Raw genomic sequence first — 20,701 nt, 5'->3', positions numbered from 1 at the left:
GGAGTGTCTACCCTTTGTTTGAACTGTCGAACCTCGATTCGATTCAAATCGGCATGGCTTCGCCGGAGAAGATCCTCGAGTGGTCCCACGGAGAGGTCTGCAAGCCGGAAACCATCAACTACCGCACGCTCAAGCCGGAGCGCGACGGCCTGTTCTGCGAGCGCATCTTCGGGCCGCAGAAGGACTGGGAGTGCAACTGCGGCAAGTACAAGCGCGTGCGCTACAAGGGCGTCGTCTGCGACAAGTGCGGCGTAGAGGTCACCCGTGCGAAGGTGCGCCGCGAGCGCATGGGCCACATTCAGCTGGCCGCGCCCGTGAGCCACATCTGGTACTTCAAGGGCATCCCCAGCCGCATGGGCATGCTGCTGGACATCTCGCCCCGCGCGCTGGAAAAGGTGCTCTACTTTGCCTCCTTCATCGTGCTGGACCCCGGCAAGACGAAGCTCAAGCAGAACGAGCTGATTACCGACCAGAAGTACCGCGAGCTGGTCGACGAATACGGCCGGGACGCCTTCCGCGTCGGCATGGGCGCGGAGGCGGTCAAGGAGCTGCTGCAGAAGATCGACCTGGAGTCGCTCAGCGTATCGCTCCGAAACGAGATCAACGAACTGACCATCAAGGAGCGCGAGCGCGAGACCGAGGGGCAGAAGCGCGCCCGCGCCGTCAAGCGCCTGGAGGTCGTCGAGGCCTTCCGCCAGAGCGGCAACAAGCCGGAATGGATGATTCTGGATGTGGTGCCGGTCATCCCGCCGGACCTGCGCCCGATGGTGCAGCTGGACGGCGGCCGGTTTGCGACCAGCGACCTGAACGACCTGTACCGCCGCGTCATCAACCGCAACAACCGCCTGAAGCGCCTGCTCGAGCTGGGCGCGCCCGACATCATCGTGCGCAACGAAAAGCGCATGCTGCAGGAGGCGGTGGACGCCCTGATCGACAACGGCCGCCGCGGCCGTCCTGTGACGGGCCCCGGCAACCGCCCGCTCAAGAGCCTTTCGGATCTGCTGCGCGGCAAGCAGGGACGCTTCCGTCAGAACCTGCTGGGCAAGCGCGTGGACTACTCGGGCCGTTCGGTCATCGTCGTCGGCCCGGAGCTCAAGCTGCACCAGTGCGGCCTGCCCAAGGGCATGGCGCTGGAGCTGTTCAAGCCCTTCGTTATGGAGCGCCTGGTTTCTACCGGCATCGCGCACAACGTCAAGAGCGCCAAGCGCATGGTGGAACGCGCGGAAACCCGCGTATGGGATATCCTGGAGGGCGTCATCCGCGAGCATCCCGTGCTGCTCAACCGCGCGCCGACGCTGCACCGCCTGGGCATTCAGGCGTTCGAGCCGGTGCTGGTGGAGGGCAAGGCCATCAAGCTGCACCCGCTGGTCTGTACGGCCTTCAACGCGGACTTCGACGGCGATCAGATGGCCGTGCACGTGCCGCTTTCCATGGAGGCGCAGGCAGAAGCCCGTTTCCTGATGCTGGCCGCGAACAACATTTTGAAGCCGCAGGACGGCAAGCCGGTCATCTCGCCCACGCAGGACATGGTCATCGGCTGCTACTACCTCACCTGTGTGCGTCCCGGCGCGCTGGGCGAGGGCGGCTACTTCTGCTCTGAGGACGAGGCCATGATGGCCTATCAGACGCAGCAGCTGCACCTGCAGGCGAAGATTCACGTGCGCATCGCGCGCAAGTGGCAGGGCGAAACCTACCGGCGCGTGATCGAGACCACGCTGGGCAAGCTGATCTTCAACAACGCCATTCCGCAGGACATGGGCTTCAAGCCGCGCAACACCCTGGACGACATGTTCGTGCTGGAGGTCGACGAGCGCGTCGGCAAGAAGCAGATCGGCAAGATCGTCGACATGTGCTTCCGCGCCCACGGCGTGAACAAGACCGCCGAGGTGCTCGACAACATCAAGGCCATGGGCTACAAGTACTCGACGCGCGGCGCGGTCACCGTCTCCGTTTCGGACATCATCGTCCCGCCGGAGAAGAAGACCATCCTGGCCGACGCAGAGGAGCAGGTCAAGAAGATCGAAAAGCTCTTCCGCCGCGGCCTGCTCACGGACGAGGAGCGCTACGACCGCGTCGTGGCCGTCTGGTCCAAGACGACGGACGACGTCAAGGGCACCATCATGAAGCACATGGACGACTTCAACCCCGTGCGCATGATGACCGACTCCGGCGCCCGCGGCTCAATTTCGCAGGTTTCGCAGCTCGCCGGCATGCGCGGCATGATGGCGTCTCCGACCGGCAAGCCGCTGGAAATGCCCGTTAAGGCGAACTTCCGCGAAGGCCTGACGGTTCTGGAATTCTTCCAGTCCTCCCACGGCAGCCGCAAGGCGCTGTCCGATACGGCGCTTCGTACCGCCGACTCTGGCTACCTGACCCGCCGTCTCGTCGACGTTTCGCAGGAGGTCATCGTCCGCGAGGACGACTGCTTCGCGGCGCGCGGCGAGAAGGTGCGCGGTATCACGGTTTCCGCCATCGGCTCCGAGCAGGATCCGATCGAGTCGCTGATGGACCGCATCGTCGGCCGCGTCGCGGCGGAGGACATCGTGAATCCCGCCACGGGCGAGATCATCGTGCCGCTCAACGAGCTCATTACCTTTGAAAAGGGCAAGGAGATCGTGGACGCGGGCATCAAGACCTGCCAGATCCGTTCCGTGCTGACCTGTCGCAACGAGACGGGCGTGTGTGTCAAGTGCTACGGCGCGAACCTCGCGCACGGCGGCTACGTGGACATCGGCGAAGCAGTCGGCATCGTCGCGGCGCAGGCCATCGGCGAGCCGGGCACGCAGCTGACGATGCGTACCTTCCACACCGGCGGCGTGGCTTCCGAAAAGGACATCACGCAGGGCCTTCCGCGCGTCGAGGAGCTGTTCGAGGCGCGCAAGCCCAAGCGTGAGGCGACGCTGGCGGAAATCGACGGCGAAATCAAGCTGAGCGAGGCCAAGAAGCGCCGCGAAATCGTCATCACAAGCGCGGAGGGCGAGGTTAAGACCTACCCAATCACCTACGGCAGCCGCCTGAAGGTGAAGGACGGCGACCGCGTGAGGGCGGGCGACGAGCTCACCGAGGGCTCCGTCAACCCGCACGATCTGTTGCGCATCCTGGGCGTCAAGGCCGTGCAGGAACACCTGCTCAAGGAAGTCCTCATGGTTTACCGCCTGCAGGGCGTCGGCATTGCCGATAAGCACATCGAGGTCATCGTGCATCAGATGCTGCGCAAGGTGCGCGTTGAGGATGCGGGCGATACCGAACTGCTGCCGGGCAGCCTGGTGGACATCTTCCATTTCGAGAAGGAAAACGAGGCGACGCTGATGAGGGGCGGACGTCCCGCGGTCGCCAAGCGCATTCTGCTGGGCATCACGAAGGCGTCGCTGGCGACGGAGTCCTTCCTGTCCGCCGCGTCCTTCCAGGAGACTACGCGCGTGCTGACCGAGGCCGCCATCAAGGGCAAGGTCGATCCGCTGGTGGGCCTGAAGGAAAACGTCATCATCGGCAAGCTCATCCCTGCCGGTACAGGCATGAAGCGCTACAAGAACATAGAGATCCACGAAGCGTACTAAGTTTATCAAAGCCGTTCAGAGCTGGAAGGTTCTGGGCGGCTTTTTCGTCTATATAGGCAAAGAGGGACGGAAGGGGAACGATTGAAAATGAGAAAGCGCATCTTTGCCGCGCTGCTGCTGGCGCTGCCGCTGCTTTTTGGCGTAGCGCATGCCGAACCGGCGCTGATTGGGGGACGGGCGCAGGGGCTTGTGCTGCCGGAACAAAACGCACAGGAGGAGATGCTCAGGGCGTGCGCACGCTTCTTCAAAAGCGCGCGGGAGACGCCGTCGAAGGAGCGCTACGAGGAGGAAAAGGGCGTGGAGCGCCGCGATCACCCGAGTTCGAAGGCTCCGGACGCCGTCTTTGTACGCACCGGCAATGAATACCGTTGGACAGCTACATGGGGTGGTGTGATTGAACGCACCTATACAGCCTATGCGCAGCCGGACGGAACGGTTTACCGGCTGGTCTGCGAAGGGCCGTCCTTTGCGTCGGCGGCGTCCTGGACGCTCGACGATACGGAAACGACGCGTGCGTTTATGCGCGCATGGCTGGCGGACGTAGGCTGGCAGGAAGCGCAGATCGTCGAGATTTGTGTCTACCCCAAGGCGGAATCGAACCTCGAGAACGCAGAATACGGGCACGAGGTTCTGCTTTGGTTCCCAGGCGGCGAGGAAGCGAGGGTAAAGGTGATTCCGCGCACGGGCGAGGTGCGCTGCGTCATGTGGTCCGAGCAGGCGCCTTCCGGCTGCCAGACACAGGCAGAGGAAAACGCGTGGTACGAGCGGCAGGCCCGGGCGGCGATTCAGCGCTATCTGGGCGAAACCGTCGATGCGGAGGCAGCCGTCGCCATCGATACGGCTTCGCAATACCACATGAACGCGCAATACCCCGTCTGGACCTGGAAGACGGTCGAACTGACGCCGCAGGACGGCGGAGAATGGCTGTATCGCGTGGAATTGAACGCGGACGGCGTCCGGCGCGTCCAGCGCGCATACACAGGGCTGAGCGGAGCGAACCCGATCGACGATGCAGATCGGGAAGAGATGCTTTACGCCTGGGATGCGCAGTGGGCATTGGAGGACGTACAGCGCATCCGAGAGGTAGAAGAGGGGATATCTGAATACCTGCAAAAGCAGGGCATCCCACATAAAGCCTGGAGCGGCGACTGGGCGGTCGGCGCGCTGCTGACTTATAGCCAGGAGGTTATAGCCGGAAAGGACACGGACGTTTATCTTGTGTTTTCTTACGAGAAACCGGAAGGGACGCTATACTCGTCCGGCGGATATATTCAGGTGGGCTATTCGCTCTATCAGCGCCGGATCGCTTATGTGGATTTGAACGTGGACTCAAACGGATGACAGGATGAGAAAGATATATGGGGTCGTCATAGGCCTTTTGGTGATTCTCACGACGGCGTCCTGGGCATTTGCCGAAGATGCCGGGGGACAAAAGCGGGATTACCGGACGAAGCGTCAGAGGAGCAATTAAAGCCTGCCGGCGCCGCAATCGATCAGGCGAGGGAAGCCCTGCAGCGATTTTTCGACGTGACGCCGGAGGCGGAGGCACAGTTTACGGCGCGCGAAACGGAGTGAGCTTACCAGACAGACGGAACGCGAAGGGCGTGGACGACCGTAGAATACGTCCCGCAGGACGGGAGCGGGCTGCTCTACCGTGTGGAACTGAACGAAGAGGGCGTGCGCCGGGTGCACCGGGTGCACACGGGCGAGCGGGACTTCTGGCAGGAGACGGGCATTCCCGACATGGTCGCTTACGCCCAAAAGTGGGATTTTGCGTGGGTGCTGGGCGCGGACGAGCCGGTCGGGGGCATGGGAAATCTCATAGACAGCGCGGGCACGGGGGATGCCGGGGCGTATGAGATGCGCATGCAGGATATCCGGGCGGCTGCCGAGGATTTTTTAAAGCGTACGGACGTGCCGTATGGTGAGATCTTGCCGTATGGGACGCTCTTTGCGAACAACCGCTACGAAAAGACGGATACGGATATTTTTGTCGTGCTGGACTTCGCCCAGGAGGGGAGCGGCGTGGACGGGCGCGTCGGCTATTCGCTCTTCCAACGGGAAATCGCCTTCCTCGATCTGCACCCGGAGGACGACGTGGGATGAGTTTTCGGGCGGGTGCGAAAAAAATAACGTGGAATCCGCCGGGGATGCGCTTGAAATCGGCGGAAGGACAGGTTATAATATGACAAGTGTATGTGCGAGGCGCATTTCATCGGTCAAAGTGCCCCGCACAGCGCTTTTTTAGAAAAATAAAGGGAATTGCATTGACAGTCAGTGCGCGCGATGGTATCATATAATGGTTTATTGCGCAGCCTGTCTATATGCTGCTGTGCAAAACGAAAGGAAGGTCATCATGCTTTCAGAGCTAAGCGATGCCGACAGACGAATCGTCGGCACCAAACAGCTCCTGCGCGCGCTGGATGCGGGCAATGTAGCCCGCGCGTATGTGGCGCGCGACGCGGACCCGTTTCTGACGAAGCGGGTGATGGACCGTTGCTATGACATGAACATCCCCTGTCAGGAGATCGAATCCATGAAGGTGCTCGGTCAGGCATGCGGCATCGACGTCGGCGCGGCCGCCGCTGGCGTTCAGCGCAGGTAAAACGTGCCCTTTCCTGGGACAGCCTCTTTGGCTGTGCCCGGGTTTTCTGCGGTCTTAAGGGCCTGTGTCCGCTATAAGGTTCGCGAGGGTTGCGCGGATTTTTATAGATAGATGTTTTTCATTTTAAGTTTGAAGAAATCAAGGAGGTGCTTCCATGCCTACGATCAATCAGTTGATCCGCAAGGGAAGAGAAAAGGTCGTCAACAAGTCGACCGCGCCTATCTTGCAGAAGTGCCCGCAGAAGCGCGGTGTCTGCCTCTCGGTCAAGACCACCACGCCGAAAAAGCCGAATTCGGCTCTGCGTAAAATCGCTCGTGTTCGTCTGACGAACTCCATCGAGGGCACCTGCTATATTCCGGGTATCGGTCACAACCTGCAGGAGCACAGCGTCGTGTTGATTCGCGGCGGCCGTGTGCGTGACCTGCCTGGCGTGCGCTACCACATCATCCGTGGCGCGCTGGACGCGGCCGGCGTCGCCAAGCGTATGCAGTCCCGTTCTCTGTACGGCGCAAAACGCCCGAAGAAGTAATCCGGGCCTTACGGCTCGGACCGCGGTCACGCAGGCTCTGCGCGAAGGCGCAGACGCGTAAAGAAGACAGTTGCCTTTCAGGGCGGCGAAAGGAAGGCTTTCCGCAAGGAACGGCGGAGGGCTGAAGCCTTCACGGGCCGGGGAGCGCAATCCCGCGCACAAAGCGTCATGCTGAGGCGTTTTGCGTGCCGGGCGTCCGGATCGCACGCAACTTTCAGAGTATTTTGTGACTCGTTATAGGGAGGTATTACAATGCCCAGACGTGGATTTATTCCCAAGCGCGAGGTGCTGCCGGATCCGGTATACGGAACGACCCTCGTGACCAAGCTCATCAATCAGGTGATGCTCGACGGCAAGCGCGGCGTCGCGCAGGCCGTTTGCTACGATGCTTTCTCCGCGATCGCCGAAAAGTCCGGCAAGGACGCGATGGAGGTGTTCCAGGCCGGCCTGAACAACATCCTGCCGTCCTTGGAGGTCAAGGCCCGCCGCGTCGGCGGCGCGACCTATCAGGTTCCGGTCGAGATCCGTCCGGAGCGCCGTCAGACGCTGGCCCTGCGCTGGTTGGTCGAGTTTTCCCGCAAGCGCGGCGAAAAGACCATGGCCGAGCGCCTGGCCGCCGAGATCCTGGACGCTTCCAACAACGCGGGCAACGCCGTGAAGCGCAAGGAAGAAATGCACCGCATGGCGGAGGCCAACAAGGCGTTCGCGCACTATCGCTGGTAAGGCATCTCGAGATGAAAAACACGATCTATATCACTCCCAGAACATCGGGAAGGAGGATGAACGACTATGCCTAGAAACCATCCTTTGGATAAGGTTCGCAATATCGGCATCATGGCCCACATCGACGCTGGTAAGACGACCACGACGGAACGCATCCTTTTCTACACCGGTATCAATCACAAGATCGGTGAGACGCATGAAGGTTCCGCGACCATGGACTGGATGGCGCAGGAGCAGGAGCGTGGAATCACGATTACCTCTGCTGCGACCACCTGCTATTGGAAAGGCCACCGTATCAACATCATTGACACCCCCGGCCACGTCGATTTTACCGTCGAAGTCGAACGTTCTCTGCGCGTTCTCGATGGTGCTGTAGCCGTTTTCTGCGCAAAGGGCGGCGTCGAGCCGCAGTCTGAGACCGTTTGGCGTCAGGCTGAAAAGTACGGCGTTCCCCGCATGGTGTACGTTAACAAGATGGACATCATGGGCGCCAATTTCTTCCGCGTGGTGCAGATGCTGAGGGATCGCCTGCACGCGAACGCGGTGCCGATTCAGCTGCCGATCGGCGCTGAAGCCGATTTCCGCGGCATCATCGACCTGCTCACCATGCGCGCCGAGGTCTATTACGACGACCTGGGCAAGGACATCCGCGACGAGGAGATCCCCGCCGACATGATGGACCTGGCGCAGGAGTATCACGAGAAGATGGTCGAAGCCGTGTGCGAGCTCGACGACGACCTGGCCGAGAAGTTCCTCATGGGCGAGGAGCCCACGATCGAGGAGCTGCGCGCGGCGATTCGCAAGGGCACCATCGCCTGCAAGTTCTTCCCCGTGACCTGCGGCACCTCTTACCGCAACAAGGGCGTGCAGCCCATGCTGGACAACGTCGTCGAATACATGCCTTCGCCTATCGACATCCCGGCCATCAAGGGCGTTAACCCGAAGACGGACGAGGAAGTCGAGCGTCACGCGTCCGACGACGAGCCCTTCTCCGCGCTGGCGTTTAAGATCATGACCGATCCGTTCGTCGGCAAGCTCGCCTTCATCCGCGTGTATTCCGGCCATATCAGCTCCGGCTCCTATGTGCTGAACTCCACGAAGGGCAAGCGCGAGCGCATGGGCCGTATCGTGCAGATGCACGCCAACGAGCGCAAGGAGCTCGACGCGGTCTACGCGGGCGACATCGCGGGCGTCGTGGGCTTCAAGGACACGACCACCGGCGATACGCTGTGCGACGACAAGGCGCAGGTCATTCTGGAGAACATGGAGTTCCCTGACCCGGTCATTCAGGTCGCCATCGAGCCGAAGACCAAGGCCGGCCAGGACAAGATGATCCTCGCCCTGCTGCGCCTGGCGGAGGAAGACCCGACCTTTAAGACCTATACCGATCAGGAAACGGGTCAGACGATCATCGCGGGCATGGGCGAGCTCCATCTGGAGATCATCGTCGACCGTCTGCTGCGCGAGTTCAAGGTCGAGGCGACCGTCGGCGCGCCGCAGGTTGCTTACCGCGAGACGATCCGCAAGGCCGCGAAGGCCGAGGGCCGCTTCGTGCGTCAGTCCGGCGGCAACGGCCAGTACGGCGACTGCTGGGTTGAGCTGCAGCCCCTGGAGCCGGGCGCCGGGTACGAATTCGTCAACAACGTCGTGGGCGGCGCGATTCCGAAGGAATACATCGCCCCGATCGACGCCGGCATCCGCGAGGCCTCCAAGAACGGCTCGCTGGGCGGCTTCGAGGTCGTCGATTTCCGCGCCATCGTGTACGACGGCTCCTATCACGAGGTCGACTCCTCTGAAATGGCGTTCAAGATCGCCGGCTCCATGGCGTTCAAGGAGTGCCTGAAGAAGGCCGATCCCTGCCTGCTCGAGCCGGTGATGAAGGTCGACGTGACCGTGCCGGACGACTACATGGGCGACGTCATCGGCGACCTGAACAGCCGCCGCGGACGTATCGAAGGCATGGATACGATCGGCAACACCCAGGAAATTCACGCGATGGTTCCGCTGGGCGAGATGTTCGGCTACGCGACCGCGCTGCGTTCGCGCACGCAGGGCCGCGGCGTGCATACGATGCAGTTTGCACATTACGAGCCGGCGCCCAAGTCCATCACGGAAAAGGTTGTCGGAGAGCGCGCGTCGAAGGCGTAAGCCTTCCGCGCCTTTCGGCTGCCCGATAAACCCCAGCATGACAATGGATTAGCAAGGAGGACAACTCAATGGCGAAGCAAAAGTTTGAGCGCAACAAGCCGCACGTAAACATTGGCACCATCGGCCACGTTGACCACGGCAAGACGACGCTGACGGCGGCGATCACGATGGTTCTGTCGACGATGGGCGACGCGCAGGCGATGCGCTACGACGAAATCGACAAGGCGCCGGAAGAAAAGGCGCGCGGAATTACGATCAACACGTCGCATGTGGAGTACGAGACGGAGAAGCGCCACTACGCGCACGTCGACTGCCCTGGGCACGCCGACTACGTCAAGAACATGATCACGGGCGCGGCGCAGATGGACGGCGCGATCCTGGTCGTGTCCTCTCCGGACGGCCCGATGCCGCAGACCCGCGAGCACATCCTGCTGGCGCGTCAGGTGGGTGTGCACTACATCGTCGTGTTCATGAACAAGACGGACATGATGGACGACGAGGAGCTGCTCGAGCTGGTCGAAATGGAGATCCGCGAGCTGCTGAGCGCGTACCAGTTCCCGGGCGACGACATCCCGATCATCAAGGGCTCCGCGCTCAAGGCGCTGGAGTACGTGCAGAACGGCGGCACCGACCCGAAGAACGCGCCGGAGTGCCAGTGCATCTTCGAGCTGATGGACGCTGTGGACGAGTACATCCCGTCTCCGAAGCGCGCGACGGACGAGCCGTTCCTGATGCCTGTAGAGGACGTGTTCTCCATCACGGGCCGCGGCACGGTTGCGACCGGCCGTGTGGAGCGCGGCGTGGTCAAGGTGCAGGACACCGTCGAGATCGTCGGCCTGATGGACAAGCCGCGTTCCACGGTTGTCACGGGCGTCGAGATGTTCCGCAAGCTGCTGGATCAGGCGGAAGCGGGCGACAACATCGGCGTGCTGCTGCGCGGCGTGCAGCGCAATGAGATCGAGCGCGGCCAGGTACTGGCGAAGCCGGGCACGATTCATCCGCACACGCACTACATGGGCGAGGTATACGTGCTGACGAAGGAAGAGGGCGGCCGTCATACGCCGTTCTTCAACGGCTACCGTCCGCAGTTCTACTTCCGTACGACGGACGTTACGGGCAACATCAAGCTTCCGGACGGCGTGGAGATGGTGATGCCTGGCGACAACGTGACGATGGAGTGCACGCTGATCACCCCGATCGCGATCGAGGAGAAGCTGCGTTTCGCTATCCGCGAGGGCGGCCGCACGGTTGGCTCCGGCGTCGTCACCAAGGTCATCGAGTAATTGCACAATTCAGGGACCGGAAAGCAGCATGCTGTTTTCCGGTCCTTTCTTTAGTATATCCCTTTAAGATTGGGCGGCCCGGACTCGCACGCAGGGAAGGCGCGGGCGGGCCGCCCAAGCGACCGTTTTACAGCCTGCTTTGTGCCCCTCTTTTGCCGCCGCCGGGGCGAATGGAAAAACACGCGTGAACGTTAACGCGTACAAGCTGCACAAAGAAATGGGGCGAGGTTGGAGAAAGGCGCTAAAAACGGCGGGTCAGGCAGCAAAATCAAGGATGATACGCCCGGTGTCGTGTGCAGGTTGAAGGACACATGATACACCCGGAAGCGTGTAAATGAAATGCGCAGGATATGGCAGGAGCGCGCAGCGTAAAAAGCGAGATGGGGCAAGCATTACGGCGTTTTTGCCTGAGGAAGAAAAAACCTGAAATAATCGGAAAAAGTTTATTTAAACCCCTTGTCAAACAGGGGTTTATCCGCTATAATGTAGCAGTTGTCTACGATTCGGGATGAAGTGATAGATTGCCACTGGCCTGTGGGGAACTATCATGGACCATGTCCGGCTATCGGGCGACGGGCTCAAGCACCGCCGCGTCAGACACACGTAAGCGACGTTTGAGTACGAACAAGGAGGATTGAAAATGGCCAATCAGAAAATTCGCATCAAGCTCAAGGCGTATGAGCACAACCTCATCGATCAGTCCGCTGAGCGCATCGTGGAGACCGCAAAGCGCACGGGCGCGAAGGTTTCCGGTCCGATTCCGCTGCCGACCGAGAAGGAAGTTGTGACCATTCTGCGCGCGCCCCACAAGTACAAGGATTCGCGCGAGCAGTTCGAACAGCGCACGCATAAGCGCCTCATCGACATCCACAACCCCACCCCCCGCACCGTGGACGCGATGATGAAGCTTGATCTGCCGGCTGGCGTCGAAATTGAAATCAAACTGTAACAAGGATCAGGAGGTGCAAAACAATGAAAAAAGCTATCGTCGGTAAAAAGATCGGCATGACGCAGGTCTTCACCCCGGACGGCCGCCTGCTTCCGGTTACGGTCATCGAGGCTGGCCCCTGCACGGTCGTTCAGAAGAAGACCGCAGAAAAGGACGGCTATGAGGCGGTTCAGGTTGGCTTCGACGAGTATCCCGAAGCGCGCGCCAAGAAGCTGGTCAACAAGCCTGAGACCGGCCACTTCAAGAAGGCGGGCGCCGCCCCGACCCGCAAGCTCAAGGAGCTGCGCCTGGAGGATTGCTCCGCCCTGGAAGTGGGCGCTCAGATCAAGGCCGATGTCTTCGCCGAAGGCGACAAGGTGGACATCACGGGCACGAGCAAGGGCCACGGCTACACCGGCGCGATCTACCGCTGGTCGCAGCACACCGGCCCCATGGCGCACGGCTCCAAGTACCATCGCGGCGTGGGCTCGCTGGGTGCTAACTCCACCCCGTCCCGCGTGTTCAAGAACAAGCATATGGCCGGCCATTACGGCGTGGAAAAGGTGACGATTCAGAACCTGTCCGTGGTTCGCGTCGACGCCGAGCGCAACCTGCTGCTGGTCCGCGGCGCAGTCCCCGGCCCGAATGGCGGTTACCTCGTGATCCGCGATTCCGTCAAGGCCTAAACCGGGAGAAGGAGGAAACCGTTCATGCCTAAGATTGCTCTCATGAATCAGGAAGGCGCTTCCGTCGGCGAAATCGAGCTGAGCGAAGAGATCTTCGCGGCCGACGTCAACGAAGCGGCCATTCACCTGGTCGTGCGCAGCCAGCTGGCTGCCAAGCGCCAGGGAACCCAGTCGGCTAAGACCCGCGGCGAGGTCCGTGGCGGCGGCCGCAAGATCTACCGTCAGAAGGGCACCGGCAACGCGCGCCATCATTCCAACCGTGCTCCCCAGTTCACGCACGGCGGCGTCGTGTTCGCGCCCAAGCCCCGCGATTACGTCATCAGCGTTCCGCGCAAGGTGAAGCGCCTGGCGCTCAAGGGCGCGCTGACCTCGAAGGTGAACGAGGGCGAGATGATCGTCCTGGACAAGATCGCCCTCGACGCCCCGAAGACCAAGCTCGTCGCCGCGATGCTCAAGAAGCTCGGCTGCGAGAAGAAGACGCTGCTGGTGCTGCCCGGCAAGGATGACTCCGTCACCCGCGCCGCCCACAACATTCCGGGCGTCACGTGCGCCTACGTCAACACGATCAACGTGCTGGACATCCTCGCGCACGACAAGTTCGTCATCACGCAGGACGCTGTGAAGCTCGTCGAGGAGGTGTACGCGTAATGAAGAATCCCCACGATATCATCCTGCGCCCCGTACTGACTGAAAAGGCGTACGACGGCTTCGAGGACAAGCGTTATGTGTTTGAAGTGGCGATCAGCGCCAACAAGACCGAGATCAAGCAGGCGATCGAGGCCGTCTTCGACGGCGTCAAGGTCGACACGGTCAACACCCTGCGCACGCTCGGCAAGGTAAAGCGTCAGGGCCGTACGTCCGGGCGCACCCCCGAAATCAAGAAGGCCTATGTGACGCTCAAGAAAGACTCCAAGACCATCGAGTTCTTCGAAGGCATGGCCCAGTAAGAGGGAGGAACAGCAAATGGGAATCAGAGTTTATAAGCCGACTTCCCCGGCCCGCCGCTTTATGTCGGTGCTGACGTACGAAGAGCTCACCAAGAAGGCGCCCGAGCGCTCCCTGGTCGAGTACCTCAAGAAGAACGCCGGCCGCAACAAGCAGGGCAAGATCACCGTCCGTCATCAGGGCGGCGGCAACAAGATCAAGTACCGCGTGATCGACTTTAAGCGCAACAAGGACAACATCCCCGCGAAGGTTGCGTCCATCGAGTACGATCCGAACCGCACCGCGTTCATCGCGCTGCTGAACTACGCGGACGGCGAAAAGCGCTACATCCTCGCGCCGATCGGCCTGAAGGTGGGCGACACCGTGACGAGCGGAGACGAGGCCGACATCAAGCCGGGCAACGCCCTTCCCATCAAGCATATTCCGGTCGGCACGCTGATCCACAACATCGAGCTGAAGCCCGGCAAGGGCGGCCAGCTTGTGCGCAGCGCGGGCAACGCGGCGCAGCTGATGGCTAAGGAAGGCGCTTACGCGCAGGTTCGCCTGCCCTCCGGCGAGGTTCGCATGATCTCGATGGAGGCGAAGGCCACCATCGGCACCGTCGGCAACAGCGACCACAGCAACGTCCGCGTCGGCAAGGCCGGTAAGACCCGCCACATGGGCATTCGTCCCTCCGTCCGCGGCGTCGTCATGAACCCGAACGACCACCCGCACGGCGGCGGCGAAGGCAAATCCCCGGTCGGCATGCCCGCGCCTGTCACCCCGTGGGGCAAGCCTGCGCTGGGCCTGAAGACCCGCAAGCACAAGAAGTATTCCGACAAGTTTATCGTCAAGCGTGCGGGCAAGAAGTAAGACCCAAACGCCCTATGGAAGGAGGCTAAAAGCTCTATGAGCAGATCGGTCAAGAAGGGACCTTTCGTCAGCGAACGACTCCTGGCGAAGATCGTCGAAATGAACAATACCGGCAAGAAGAGCGTGCTCAAGACCTGGTCGCGCGCGTCCACCATCTTCCCGGAGATGGTCGGCCACACGATCGCCGTGCATGACGGCCGCAAGCACGTCCCGGTTTACATTGTCGAAGAGATGGTTGGACACAAGCTCGGCGAATTCGCCCCCACGCGTACCTTCAGGGGTCACGCCGGTGAGAAGGCGTCCGCGCGCAAGTAAAAGGAGTGAAACCGCATGGCCACCAGAACCCGTGAAAAGGCTGCTGCGCGCAAGGCGAATTGCGACAAGCGGCCCCGTGCCATCGCTCGTTACGTCCGTATTTCTTCCCGCAAGGTTCAGATCGTCATCGATCTGATTCGCGGCAAGAAGGTAGACGAAGCCCTGGCGATCCTGATGTATACCCCCAAGGCGGCTGCTCCCGTCGTGGAAAAGCTGCTGCTTTCTGCCATTGCCAACGCCGAGAACAACCTCAGCATGGACCGCGGCTCGCTGTATGTGGCGGAGGTTTACGCCAACCCCGGCCCGACGCTCAAGCGTTACGTCGCCCGCTCCCGCGGCAGCGCATCGCCGATGCTCAAGCGGACCAGCCACATCACGGTCGTGCTCGATCAGAAGTAAGGAGGGAATCGGATGGGTCAGAAAGTTAATCCCCATGGCGCCCGCGTGGGCGTAATCATGGACTGGAGCACTCGCTGGTATGCGAATAAAAAGGATTTCGCCGCCAACCTTGAAGAGGACTTCAAGCTGCGCGAAATGCTGAAGACGCGCCTCAATGGAGCCGGTATCTCCAAGGTCGACATTGAGCGCAGCGCCAACAAGGTTACCGTGAACATCTTCACCGCCAAGCCCGGCGTGGTGATCGGCCGAGGCGGCGCGGGCGTGGAGCAGCTGAAAAAGGACATCGAAGCCTTCGTCGGCAAGGCGGTCTCCCTGAACATCATGGAGATCAAGAATCCCGATGCGGACGCGCAGCTGGTCGCCGAAAACATCGCCCAGCAGCTCGAAAAGCGCATCAGCTTCCGCCGTGCGATGAAGCAGTGCCTGGGCCGCGCGATGAAGGCCGGCGCCAAGGGCATCAAGACCTCCGTGTCCGGCCGTCTGGGCGGCGCGGATATCGCACGCAGCGAGGGCTATCACGAAGGTTCCATCCCGCTGCAGACCCTGCGCGCGAACATCGACTACGGCTTCGCCGAGGCCCGCACCACGTACGGCCGCATCGGCGTGAAGGTTTGGATCTACAAGGGTCAGATCCTGCCTAAGGCGAAGAAAGCGCCTGCTGCCAAGACCGAAGGAGGCAAGTAAACCATGTTGATGCCCAAGAGAGTAAAGCGCCGCCGCGTCTTCCGCGGCCGCATGAAGGGTAAGGCCACGCGCGGCAACTTCCTCGCGTACGGCGACTACGGCATTCAGGCCGTAGAGCCGGGCTGGATCACGTCCAACCAGATCGAGGCGGCCCGTGTTGCGCTGACCCGTTACACCAAGCGCGGCGGTCAGGTATGGATCAAGATCTTCCCGGACAAGCCGATCACCGAAAAGCCGGCCGAGACCCGCATGGGCTCCGGCAAGGGTTCTCCCGAATACTGGGTAGCCGTCGTCAAGCCCGGCCGCGTGCTCTTTGAGATCAAGGGCGTGCCGGAAGAAGCGGCGCGTGAAGCCCTGCGTCTGGCGCAGCACAAGCTGCCCATCAAGACCAAGTTCCTCAAGCGTGAGGCTCAGAACAATGAAGTGGGTGGTGAGGGTTAATGAAGGCGAATCAGTTCAGTGAAATGACAGCCGAGCAGCTGAGCGACAAGGTGAAGGAACTGAAAGCTGAGCTCTTCACCCTTCGTTTCCAGCTTGCTACGGGTCAGCTTCAAAACACGATGGCGATCAAGAACGTCAAGCGCGACATCGCCCGTGCCAAGACCGTCCTCCGCAGCCTGGAGCTCAAGGCTCAGGCGTAACTGTAAATGAGAAGGGAGGCTACCGCTTCAATGTCTGAAAGCAGAAACCTGCGCAAGACCCGCGTTGGCGTGGTCGTTAGCGATAAGATGGATAAGACCGTTGTCGTGGCGGTGAAGAACCGTGTTCGTCATCCGCTCTACGGCAAGATCATGAACCAGACCACCAAATTCAAGGTGCATGACGAGAAGAACGAGTGCGGCATTGGCGACACCGTCCGCGTCATGGAGACCCGCCCGATTAGCCGCGACAAGCGCTGGCGCCTTGTCGAGATCGTCGAGAAGGCGAAGTAAGATTGTAAGGCCTGCCGGCGCAGGCCGGGGGCGGCGCCATGTCGCAGCCCCGAAGTTCTGCATCCACTGATGCAGGGCCGCAAAAGGAGGAAAAAATCTCAATGATTCAGCCGCAAACGCGTCTTAAGGTCGCCGACAATACCGGCGCCAAGGAAATCATGTGCATCCGCGTGCTCGGCGGTTCCTTCCGTCAGTCCGGCTCTATCGGCGATATCATCGTGGCTTCTGTCAAGAGCGCAACGCCCGGCGGCGTTGTGAAGAAGGGCGATGTCGTGAAAGCCGTGATCGTACGCACGCACAAGGAACGCCGCCGTCCCGACGGTTCCTACATTCGTTTCGACGATAACGCTGCCGTTATCATCAACGATCAGAAACAGCCCCGTGGTACCCGTATCTTTGGGCCAGTGGCCCGCGAGCTTCGCGAGAAGGACTTCATGAAGATCGTCTCGCTCGCTCCCGAAGTTCTGTAAGGAGGTGGCAAGATCATGCATGTTCGTTCTAACGATACTGTCGTTGTGATCAGCGGCAAGGACAAGGGCAAGAAGGGCAAGGTGATTTCCGCCTCTCCGAAGGCCGGAAAGGTCATCGTCGAAGGCGTCGCCATGGCGACGAAGCACCAGAAACCCCGCCAGCAGGGCGCCCCGGGTGGAATCATCCACAAGGAAGCGGCCATCGACGCGTCCAACGTGATGCTCGTCTGCGGGAAGTGCGGCAAAGCGACCCGCAACGCCCACAAGGTGCTCGAAGATGGCAGCAAGGTTCGCGTCTGCAAGAAGTGCGGCGCGGCGTTTGAGAACTGAGTAGGGAGGAAGAAAAATGGAAGCACGTCTGAAGGACAAGTACGTGACCGAAGTTATTCCTGCCCTGCAGCAGAAGTTCGGTTACAAGAATGTCAACGAGATCCCCAGGCTCGAAAAGGTTGTCATCAACATGGGCCTGGGCGATTGCAAGGATAACCCCAAGGCGATGGATGCGGCGGTTGCCGAGCTGGAAACCATCGCCGGCCAGAAGGCGATGGTCACCAAGGCGAAGAAGTCCGTCGCGAACTTCAAGGTTCGTGAGGGCATGAACATCGGCGCCAAGGTGACGCTGCGCGGCGAGCGCATGTATCACTTCGTCGATAAGCTGGTCAACATCGCGCTGCCGCGCGTTCGCGACTTCCACGGCGTTTCCACCAAGGCCTTCGACGGTCGCGGCAACTACGCGCTGGGCATTCGCGAGCAGCTGCTTTTCCCCGAAATCGAGTACGACAAGGTGGATAAGATCCGCGGCATGGAGATGATCTTCGTCACGACCGCGAAGACCGACGAAGAGTCCCGCGAGCTGCTGCGCCTGCTTGGCATGCCGTTCGCGCAGCAGTAAGAAGGAGGAACAAATCGCATGGCGAAGACTAGCATGATTTTAAAGCAGCAGAAGACGCCGAAGTTCTCGACGCGCGCGTATACCCGCTGCCGTCTGTGCGGCCGTCCGCACTCCGTTCTGCGCAAGTACGGAATCTGCCGCATTTGTTTCCGTGAACTGGCTTATAAGGGCCAAATCCCCGGTGTCCGCAAGGCCAGTTGGTAAGCGGGAAGAACGCAAGGAGGTGCTACAATGCTCGTAAACGATCCCATTGCCGATATGCTGACCCGCATTCGCAATGCTCAAGTCGCCAAGCATGACACCGTGATGATCCCGGCTTCTAATATGAAGAAGTCCATCGCGAAGATTCTGCTGAGCGAAGGTTACATCAAGAGCGTCGATTTCATCGACGATGGCCTGGCCGGTAAGATCAAGATCGGCCTGAAGTACTCCCAGAACAAGCAGAGCGTGATCGTCGGCCTCAAGCGCATCAGCAAGCCCGGCCTGCGCGTATACGCTCGCTGCGGCGAGATCCCGAAGGTCCTCGGCGGCCTCGGCATCGCCATCATCTCGACGTCCAGGGGCGTCATGACGGATAAGGAAGCCCGCAAGAATGAAGTGGGCGGCGAAGTCCTGGCCTACATCTGGTAACGGACACTCGCAAATTGGAGGTGTGAACATGTCTCGAATCGGAAAGCTTCCGATCACCATCCCTGCGGGCGTCACGGTCGACATTGCGGCCGACAATACCGTTACGGTAAAGGGCCCCAAGGGTACGCTGTCTCAGCAGGTTAACAAGGACATCACCGTGAAGCAGGAGGGCAACCAGCTTGTCCTGACCCGCCCCACGGACGATAAGCCGCACAAGTCCATGCACGGCCTGTACCGTTCGCTTCTGAACAACATGGTCGTCGGCGTGACTGAAGGCTATGCCAAGCATCTGGAGCTGGTGGGCACCGGCTACCGCGCGCAGGCGCAGGGCAAGACGCTCACGATCAACATCGGCTTCAGCCATCCGGTCGTCCTCGAAGCACCGGAAAATATCACCTTTGAGACGCCCGCCCCGACGAAGATCGTCGTGAAGGGCATCTCCAAGCAGCAGGTCGGCAACCTCGCGGCCGACATCCGCGCCATCCGCAAGCCGGAGCCGTACCTCGGCAAGGGCATCAAGTATGAAACGGAAGTCATCCGCCGCAAGGAAGGCAAGACCGGTAAGAAGTAAGGAAGGGAGTGACCGCGAATGTTCAATAAGAGAGATCGCAATGAAATCCGCAGGATTCGCCATGAGCGCGTCCGCAAAAAGATCAGCGGCACTGCCGAAATGCCGCGTCTGTGCGTGTATCGCAGCCTGAACAACATGTATGCGCAGGTGATTGACGACGAAGCTGGCCGTACCCTGGTGTCCGCGTCCACCCTGGATCCGATGATCAAGGGTCAGCTCGCGGAGATGGATAAAAAGGGCGCTTCCAAGCTGGTGGGCAAGGTCGTCGCTGAGCGTGCGATCCAGGCTGGCATCAAGCAGGTAGTCTTCGACCGCGGCGGCTACGTGTACACCGGTCGTGTGGCCGAAGTGGCCGCGGGCGCCCGCGAAGCCGGACTGGACTTCTGATATGAGGGAGGAAAAACGCATGCAGCGTAACGAACAGGTCAGCGAGTTCAAAGAAAAACTCGTCTCTGTCAACCGCGTTACCAAGGTCGTCAAGGGTGGCCGCAACTTCCGCTTTGCAGCGCTGGTTGTCATCGGCGACGAGAACGGCCGCGTGGGCTGCGGACTTGGCAAGGCGACGGAAATTCCTGAAGCGATTCGCAAGGCGGTCGAGGATGCCAAGAAGCATCTAGTCACGGTCGCCCGCGTGAATACCACGATCCCGCACGAGGCGACCGGCTACTTCGGCACCGGCAAGGTGGTTCTGCTGCCCGCCCCCGAAGGTACCGGCGTTATCGCCGGCGGCCCGGCGCGTGCGGTGCTCGAACTGTGCGGCATTAAGGATATCCGCACGAAGAGCTACGGCACCAACAACCCCATCAACATGGTGAAGGCTACGATCGCGGGTCTTGCTCAGCTGCGTACGGCGGAAGACGTCGCCAAGCTGCGCGGCAAGACCGTCGAAGAACTGCTGGGTTAAGGAGGGGAATGACATGAAACTTCAAGTAACGCTCGTGAAATCCCCGATCTCCAGCAAGCCGAATCACATCAAGGTCGTCGAGGCGCTGGGCCTGCACAAGATCCGTCAGGTGAAGGTGTTCGAAGATAACCCCGCCATCCGCGGCATGATCTTCAAGGTGAAGCACCTGGTTGACGTTGTAGAGATTAAGGACTGAGGAGGTTCACCATGAAGCTGAATGAGTTGAAACCGGCCCTCGGCTCCGTAACCGCGCCCAAGCGTTTGGGCCGCGGCATCGGCTCCGGTTTGGGCAAAACCTCCGGTAAGGGCCACAAGGGCTCGAAAGCCCGCAGCGGCGGCGGCAAGGGCCCGGGATTTGAGGGCGGCCAGATGCCTCTGGTGCGCCGTCTGCCCAAGCGCGGCTTTACCAACATTTTTGCTACGGAATACGCGATCGTGAACGTCAGCAAGCTCGACCTCTTTGAGGACGGCGCTGTCGTCGGACCGCAGGAGATGATCGACGCGGGCCTCATCAAGAAGGAGCTCGACGGCGTGAAGATCCTGGGCAACGGCGAGCTGACCAAGAAGCTGACGGTTAAGGCTGCGAAGTTCACGGGTTCGGCAAAGGAGAAGATCGAGGCTCTCGGCGGGAAAGCTGAGGTGATCTGA

29 protein-coding genes are annotated in these 20,701 nt (G+C 60.8%); all 29 read left to right on the top strand.

What is annotated here, in order from left to right; genetic code table 11:
• Nucleotides 1–14 precede the first annotated feature (14 nt).
• Nucleotides 15–3,557 (top strand): DNA-directed RNA polymerase subunit beta', encoded by a 3,543-nt coding sequence (gene rpoC, locus C1725_RS14710; RefSeq protein WP_102412320.1) that lies wholly within the window; start codon nucleotides 15–17, stop codon nucleotides 3,555–3,557.
• Nucleotides 3,558–3,638: 81 nt separating this feature from the next.
• Entirely contained in the window at nucleotides 3,639–4,898 is a 1,260-nt protein-coding gene (locus C1725_RS14705; protein WP_102412319.1) for a hypothetical protein, read from the top strand.
• A gap of 315 nt (nucleotides 4,899–5,213) precedes the next feature.
• Nucleotides 5,214–5,663, top strand: coding sequence for a hypothetical protein (locus C1725_RS14700; protein ID WP_102412318.1), 450 nt, complete (start codon nucleotides 5,214–5,216; stop codon nucleotides 5,661–5,663).
• A gap of 250 nt (nucleotides 5,664–5,913) precedes the next feature.
• A complete protein-coding gene (locus tag C1725_RS14695; RefSeq protein WP_102412317.1) occupies nucleotides 5,914–6,162 on the top strand; it encodes a ribosomal L7Ae/L30e/S12e/Gadd45 family protein in 249 nt (82 codons plus the stop codon).
• A 154-nt stretch (nucleotides 6,163–6,316) separates the two neighbouring features.
• Nucleotides 6,317–6,691, top strand: coding sequence for a 30S ribosomal protein S12 (gene rpsL / locus C1725_RS14690; protein WP_102412316.1), 375 nt, complete (start codon nucleotides 6,317–6,319; stop codon nucleotides 6,689–6,691).
• 252 nt (nucleotides 6,692–6,943) lie between these two features.
• The gene (gene rpsG, locus C1725_RS14685) at nucleotides 6,944–7,414 is read left to right on the top strand and encodes a 30S ribosomal protein S7 (RefSeq protein ID WP_102412315.1); all 471 of its coding nucleotides are present in this window, start codon (nucleotides 6,944–6,946) and stop codon (nucleotides 7,412–7,414) included.
• Between the two features lie 66 nt (nucleotides 7,415–7,480).
• Entirely contained in the window at nucleotides 7,481–9,562 is a 2,082-nt protein-coding gene (gene fusA, locus C1725_RS14680) for an elongation factor G (RefSeq protein WP_102412314.1), read from the top strand.
• Between the two features lie 68 nt (nucleotides 9,563–9,630).
• Entirely contained in the window at nucleotides 9,631–10,845 is a 1,215-nt protein-coding gene (tuf, locus tag C1725_RS14675; protein WP_102412313.1) for an elongation factor Tu, read from the top strand.
• 640 nt (nucleotides 10,846–11,485) lie between these two features.
• A complete protein-coding gene (gene rpsJ / locus C1725_RS14670; protein ID WP_102412312.1) occupies nucleotides 11,486–11,794 on the top strand; it encodes a 30S ribosomal protein S10 in 309 nt (102 codons plus the stop codon).
• Nucleotides 11,795–11,817: 23 nt separating this feature from the next.
• Nucleotides 11,818–12,459, top strand: a complete 642-nt coding sequence (gene rplC / locus C1725_RS14665; RefSeq protein WP_102412311.1) for a 50S ribosomal protein L3 — start codon at nucleotides 11,818–11,820, stop codon at nucleotides 12,457–12,459.
• A gap of 24 nt (nucleotides 12,460–12,483) precedes the next feature.
• Nucleotides 12,484–13,107 carry a 50S ribosomal protein L4 gene (rplD, locus tag C1725_RS14660; protein WP_102412310.1) on the top strand — a complete coding sequence of 208 codons (624 nt, stop codon included), beginning with the start codon at nucleotides 12,484–12,486 and terminating at the stop codon, nucleotides 13,105–13,107.
• The gene (gene rplW / locus C1725_RS14655) at nucleotides 13,107–13,406 is read left to right on the top strand and encodes a 50S ribosomal protein L23 (protein ID WP_102412309.1); all 300 of its coding nucleotides are present in this window, start codon (nucleotides 13,107–13,109) and stop codon (nucleotides 13,404–13,406) included. Before rplD ends, rplW begins: the two co-directional genes overlap by 1 nt.
• 16 nt (nucleotides 13,407–13,422) lie before the next feature.
• Nucleotides 13,423–14,256, top strand: coding sequence for a 50S ribosomal protein L2 (gene rplB, locus C1725_RS14650; RefSeq protein WP_102412308.1), 834 nt, complete (start codon nucleotides 13,423–13,425; stop codon nucleotides 14,254–14,256).
• A 36-nt stretch (nucleotides 14,257–14,292) separates the two neighbouring features.
• A complete protein-coding gene (gene rpsS, locus C1725_RS14645; protein ID WP_102412307.1) occupies nucleotides 14,293–14,571 on the top strand; it encodes a 30S ribosomal protein S19 in 279 nt (92 codons plus the stop codon).
• A gap of 15 nt (nucleotides 14,572–14,586) precedes the next feature.
• Nucleotides 14,587–14,970: a 50S ribosomal protein L22 gene (rplV, locus tag C1725_RS14640; RefSeq protein ID WP_102412306.1), complete on the top strand. Its 384-nt coding sequence runs from the start codon at nucleotides 14,587–14,589 to the stop codon at nucleotides 14,968–14,970.
• Nucleotides 14,971–14,982: 12 nt separating this feature from the next.
• Nucleotides 14,983–15,654, top strand: a complete 672-nt coding sequence (gene rpsC / locus C1725_RS14635; RefSeq protein WP_102412305.1) for a 30S ribosomal protein S3 — start codon at nucleotides 14,983–14,985, stop codon at nucleotides 15,652–15,654.
• Nucleotides 15,655–15,657: 3 nt separating this feature from the next.
• Nucleotides 15,658–16,095 (top strand): 50S ribosomal protein L16, encoded by a 438-nt coding sequence (gene rplP, locus C1725_RS14630; RefSeq protein WP_102412304.1) that lies wholly within the window; start codon nucleotides 15,658–15,660, stop codon nucleotides 16,093–16,095.
• On the top strand, nucleotides 16,095–16,295 hold the full coding sequence (gene rpmC / locus C1725_RS14625; RefSeq protein WP_102412303.1) for a 50S ribosomal protein L29: 201 nt from the start codon (nucleotides 16,095–16,097) through the stop codon (nucleotides 16,293–16,295). The genes rplP and rpmC overlap by 1 nt, the downstream gene beginning before the upstream one ends.
• Before the next feature lie 30 nt (nucleotides 16,296–16,325).
• Complete coding sequence (rpsQ, locus tag C1725_RS14620; protein ID WP_102412302.1) at nucleotides 16,326–16,586, top strand: 30S ribosomal protein S17; 261 nt, start codon at nucleotides 16,326–16,328, stop codon at nucleotides 16,584–16,586.
• Nucleotides 16,587–16,687: 101 nt separating this feature from the next.
• Complete coding sequence (rplN, locus tag C1725_RS14615) at nucleotides 16,688–17,056, top strand: 50S ribosomal protein L14 (protein WP_102412301.1); 369 nt, start codon at nucleotides 16,688–16,690, stop codon at nucleotides 17,054–17,056.
• Nucleotides 17,057–17,071: 15 nt separating this feature from the next.
• Nucleotides 17,072–17,386 carry a 50S ribosomal protein L24 gene (rplX, locus tag C1725_RS14610; RefSeq protein WP_102412300.1) on the top strand — a complete coding sequence of 105 codons (315 nt, stop codon included), beginning with the start codon at nucleotides 17,072–17,074 and terminating at the stop codon, nucleotides 17,384–17,386.
• A 16-nt stretch (nucleotides 17,387–17,402) separates the two neighbouring features.
• Nucleotides 17,403–17,948: a 50S ribosomal protein L5 gene (rplE, locus tag C1725_RS14605; protein ID WP_102412299.1), complete on the top strand. Its 546-nt coding sequence runs from the start codon at nucleotides 17,403–17,405 to the stop codon at nucleotides 17,946–17,948.
• A gap of 18 nt (nucleotides 17,949–17,966) precedes the next feature.
• A complete protein-coding gene (locus tag C1725_RS14600) occupies nucleotides 17,967–18,152 on the top strand; it encodes a type Z 30S ribosomal protein S14 (protein ID WP_102412298.1) in 186 nt (61 codons plus the stop codon).
• Between the two features lie 27 nt (nucleotides 18,153–18,179).
• A complete protein-coding gene (gene rpsH / locus C1725_RS14595; protein ID WP_102412297.1) occupies nucleotides 18,180–18,578 on the top strand; it encodes a 30S ribosomal protein S8 in 399 nt (132 codons plus the stop codon).
• Nucleotides 18,579–18,606: 28 nt separating this feature from the next.
• Complete coding sequence (gene rplF, locus C1725_RS14590) at nucleotides 18,607–19,149, top strand: 50S ribosomal protein L6 (protein WP_102412296.1); 543 nt, start codon at nucleotides 18,607–18,609, stop codon at nucleotides 19,147–19,149.
• Between the two features lie 18 nt (nucleotides 19,150–19,167).
• Nucleotides 19,168–19,536: a 50S ribosomal protein L18 gene (gene rplR / locus C1725_RS14585; protein WP_102412295.1), complete on the top strand. Its 369-nt coding sequence runs from the start codon at nucleotides 19,168–19,170 to the stop codon at nucleotides 19,534–19,536.
• Between the two features lie 19 nt (nucleotides 19,537–19,555).
• Complete coding sequence (rpsE, locus tag C1725_RS14580; protein ID WP_102412294.1) at nucleotides 19,556–20,053, top strand: 30S ribosomal protein S5; 498 nt, start codon at nucleotides 19,556–19,558, stop codon at nucleotides 20,051–20,053.
• Nucleotides 20,054–20,066: 13 nt separating this feature from the next.
• Nucleotides 20,067–20,249 carry a 50S ribosomal protein L30 gene (rpmD, locus tag C1725_RS14575; protein WP_102412293.1) on the top strand — a complete coding sequence of 61 codons (183 nt, stop codon included), beginning with the start codon at nucleotides 20,067–20,069 and terminating at the stop codon, nucleotides 20,247–20,249.
• A gap of 11 nt (nucleotides 20,250–20,260) precedes the next feature.
• A complete protein-coding gene (gene rplO / locus C1725_RS14570) occupies nucleotides 20,261–20,701 on the top strand; it encodes a 50S ribosomal protein L15 (protein ID WP_102412292.1) in 441 nt (146 codons plus the stop codon).

It is taken from the genome of Beduinella massiliensis (assembly GCF_900199405.1).
GTDB lineage: Bacteria > Bacillota > Clostridia > Christensenellales > Aristaeellaceae > Beduinella > Beduinella massiliensis.
The sequence above is the reverse complement of the archived record's forward strand: the minus strand, read 5'-3'. Positions and strand labels throughout refer to the sequence as shown.

Excerpts from the sequence above, each read along its gene's own strand:
- C1725_RS14695 (WP_102412317.1), top strand. The coding sequence starts at position 5,914 with ATGCTTTCAGAGCTAAGCGATGCCGACAGACGAATCGTCGGCACCAAA.
- rpsL (WP_102412316.1), top strand. The coding sequence starts at position 6,317 with ATGCCTACGATCAATCAGTTGATCCGCAAGGGAAGAGAAAAGGTCGTC.
- rpsG (WP_102412315.1), top strand. The coding sequence starts at position 6,944 with ATGCCCAGACGTGGATTTATTCCCAAGCGCGAGGTGCTGCCGGATCCG.
- fusA (WP_102412314.1), top strand. The coding sequence starts at position 7,481 with ATGCCTAGAAACCATCCTTTGGATAAGGTTCGCAATATCGGCATCATG.
- tuf (WP_102412313.1), top strand. The coding sequence starts at position 9,631 with ATGGCGAAGCAAAAGTTTGAGCGCAACAAGCCGCACGTAAACATTGGC.
- rpsJ (WP_102412312.1), top strand. The coding sequence starts at position 11,486 with ATGGCCAATCAGAAAATTCGCATCAAGCTCAAGGCGTATGAGCACAAC.
- rplC (WP_102412311.1), top strand. The coding sequence starts at position 11,818 with ATGAAAAAAGCTATCGTCGGTAAAAAGATCGGCATGACGCAGGTCTTC.
- rplD (WP_102412310.1), top strand. The coding sequence starts at position 12,484 with ATGCCTAAGATTGCTCTCATGAATCAGGAAGGCGCTTCCGTCGGCGAA.
- rplW (WP_102412309.1), top strand. The coding sequence starts at position 13,107 with ATGAAGAATCCCCACGATATCATCCTGCGCCCCGTACTGACTGAAAAG.
- rplB (WP_102412308.1), top strand. The coding sequence starts at position 13,423 with ATGGGAATCAGAGTTTATAAGCCGACTTCCCCGGCCCGCCGCTTTATG.
- rpsS (WP_102412307.1), top strand. The coding sequence starts at position 14,293 with ATGAGCAGATCGGTCAAGAAGGGACCTTTCGTCAGCGAACGACTCCTG.
- rplV (WP_102412306.1), top strand. The coding sequence starts at position 14,587 with ATGGCCACCAGAACCCGTGAAAAGGCTGCTGCGCGCAAGGCGAATTGC.
- rpsC (WP_102412305.1), top strand. The coding sequence starts at position 14,983 with ATGGGTCAGAAAGTTAATCCCCATGGCGCCCGCGTGGGCGTAATCATG.
- rplP (WP_102412304.1), top strand. The coding sequence starts at position 15,658 with ATGTTGATGCCCAAGAGAGTAAAGCGCCGCCGCGTCTTCCGCGGCCGC.
- rpmC (WP_102412303.1), top strand. The coding sequence starts at position 16,095 with ATGAAGGCGAATCAGTTCAGTGAAATGACAGCCGAGCAGCTGAGCGAC.
- rpsQ (WP_102412302.1), top strand. The coding sequence starts at position 16,326 with ATGTCTGAAAGCAGAAACCTGCGCAAGACCCGCGTTGGCGTGGTCGTT.
- rplN (WP_102412301.1), top strand. The coding sequence starts at position 16,688 with ATGATTCAGCCGCAAACGCGTCTTAAGGTCGCCGACAATACCGGCGCC.
- rplX (WP_102412300.1), top strand. The coding sequence starts at position 17,072 with ATGCATGTTCGTTCTAACGATACTGTCGTTGTGATCAGCGGCAAGGAC.
- rplE (WP_102412299.1), top strand. The coding sequence starts at position 17,403 with ATGGAAGCACGTCTGAAGGACAAGTACGTGACCGAAGTTATTCCTGCC.
- C1725_RS14600 (WP_102412298.1), top strand. The coding sequence starts at position 17,967 with ATGGCGAAGACTAGCATGATTTTAAAGCAGCAGAAGACGCCGAAGTTC.
- rpsH (WP_102412297.1), top strand. The coding sequence starts at position 18,180 with ATGCTCGTAAACGATCCCATTGCCGATATGCTGACCCGCATTCGCAAT.
- rplF (WP_102412296.1), top strand. The coding sequence starts at position 18,607 with ATGTCTCGAATCGGAAAGCTTCCGATCACCATCCCTGCGGGCGTCACG.
- rplR (WP_102412295.1), top strand. The coding sequence starts at position 19,168 with ATGTTCAATAAGAGAGATCGCAATGAAATCCGCAGGATTCGCCATGAG.
- rpsE (WP_102412294.1), top strand. The coding sequence starts at position 19,556 with ATGCAGCGTAACGAACAGGTCAGCGAGTTCAAAGAAAAACTCGTCTCT.
- rpmD (WP_102412293.1), top strand. The coding sequence starts at position 20,067 with ATGAAACTTCAAGTAACGCTCGTGAAATCCCCGATCTCCAGCAAGCCG.
- rplO (WP_102412292.1), top strand. The coding sequence starts at position 20,261 with ATGAAGCTGAATGAGTTGAAACCGGCCCTCGGCTCCGTAACCGCGCCC.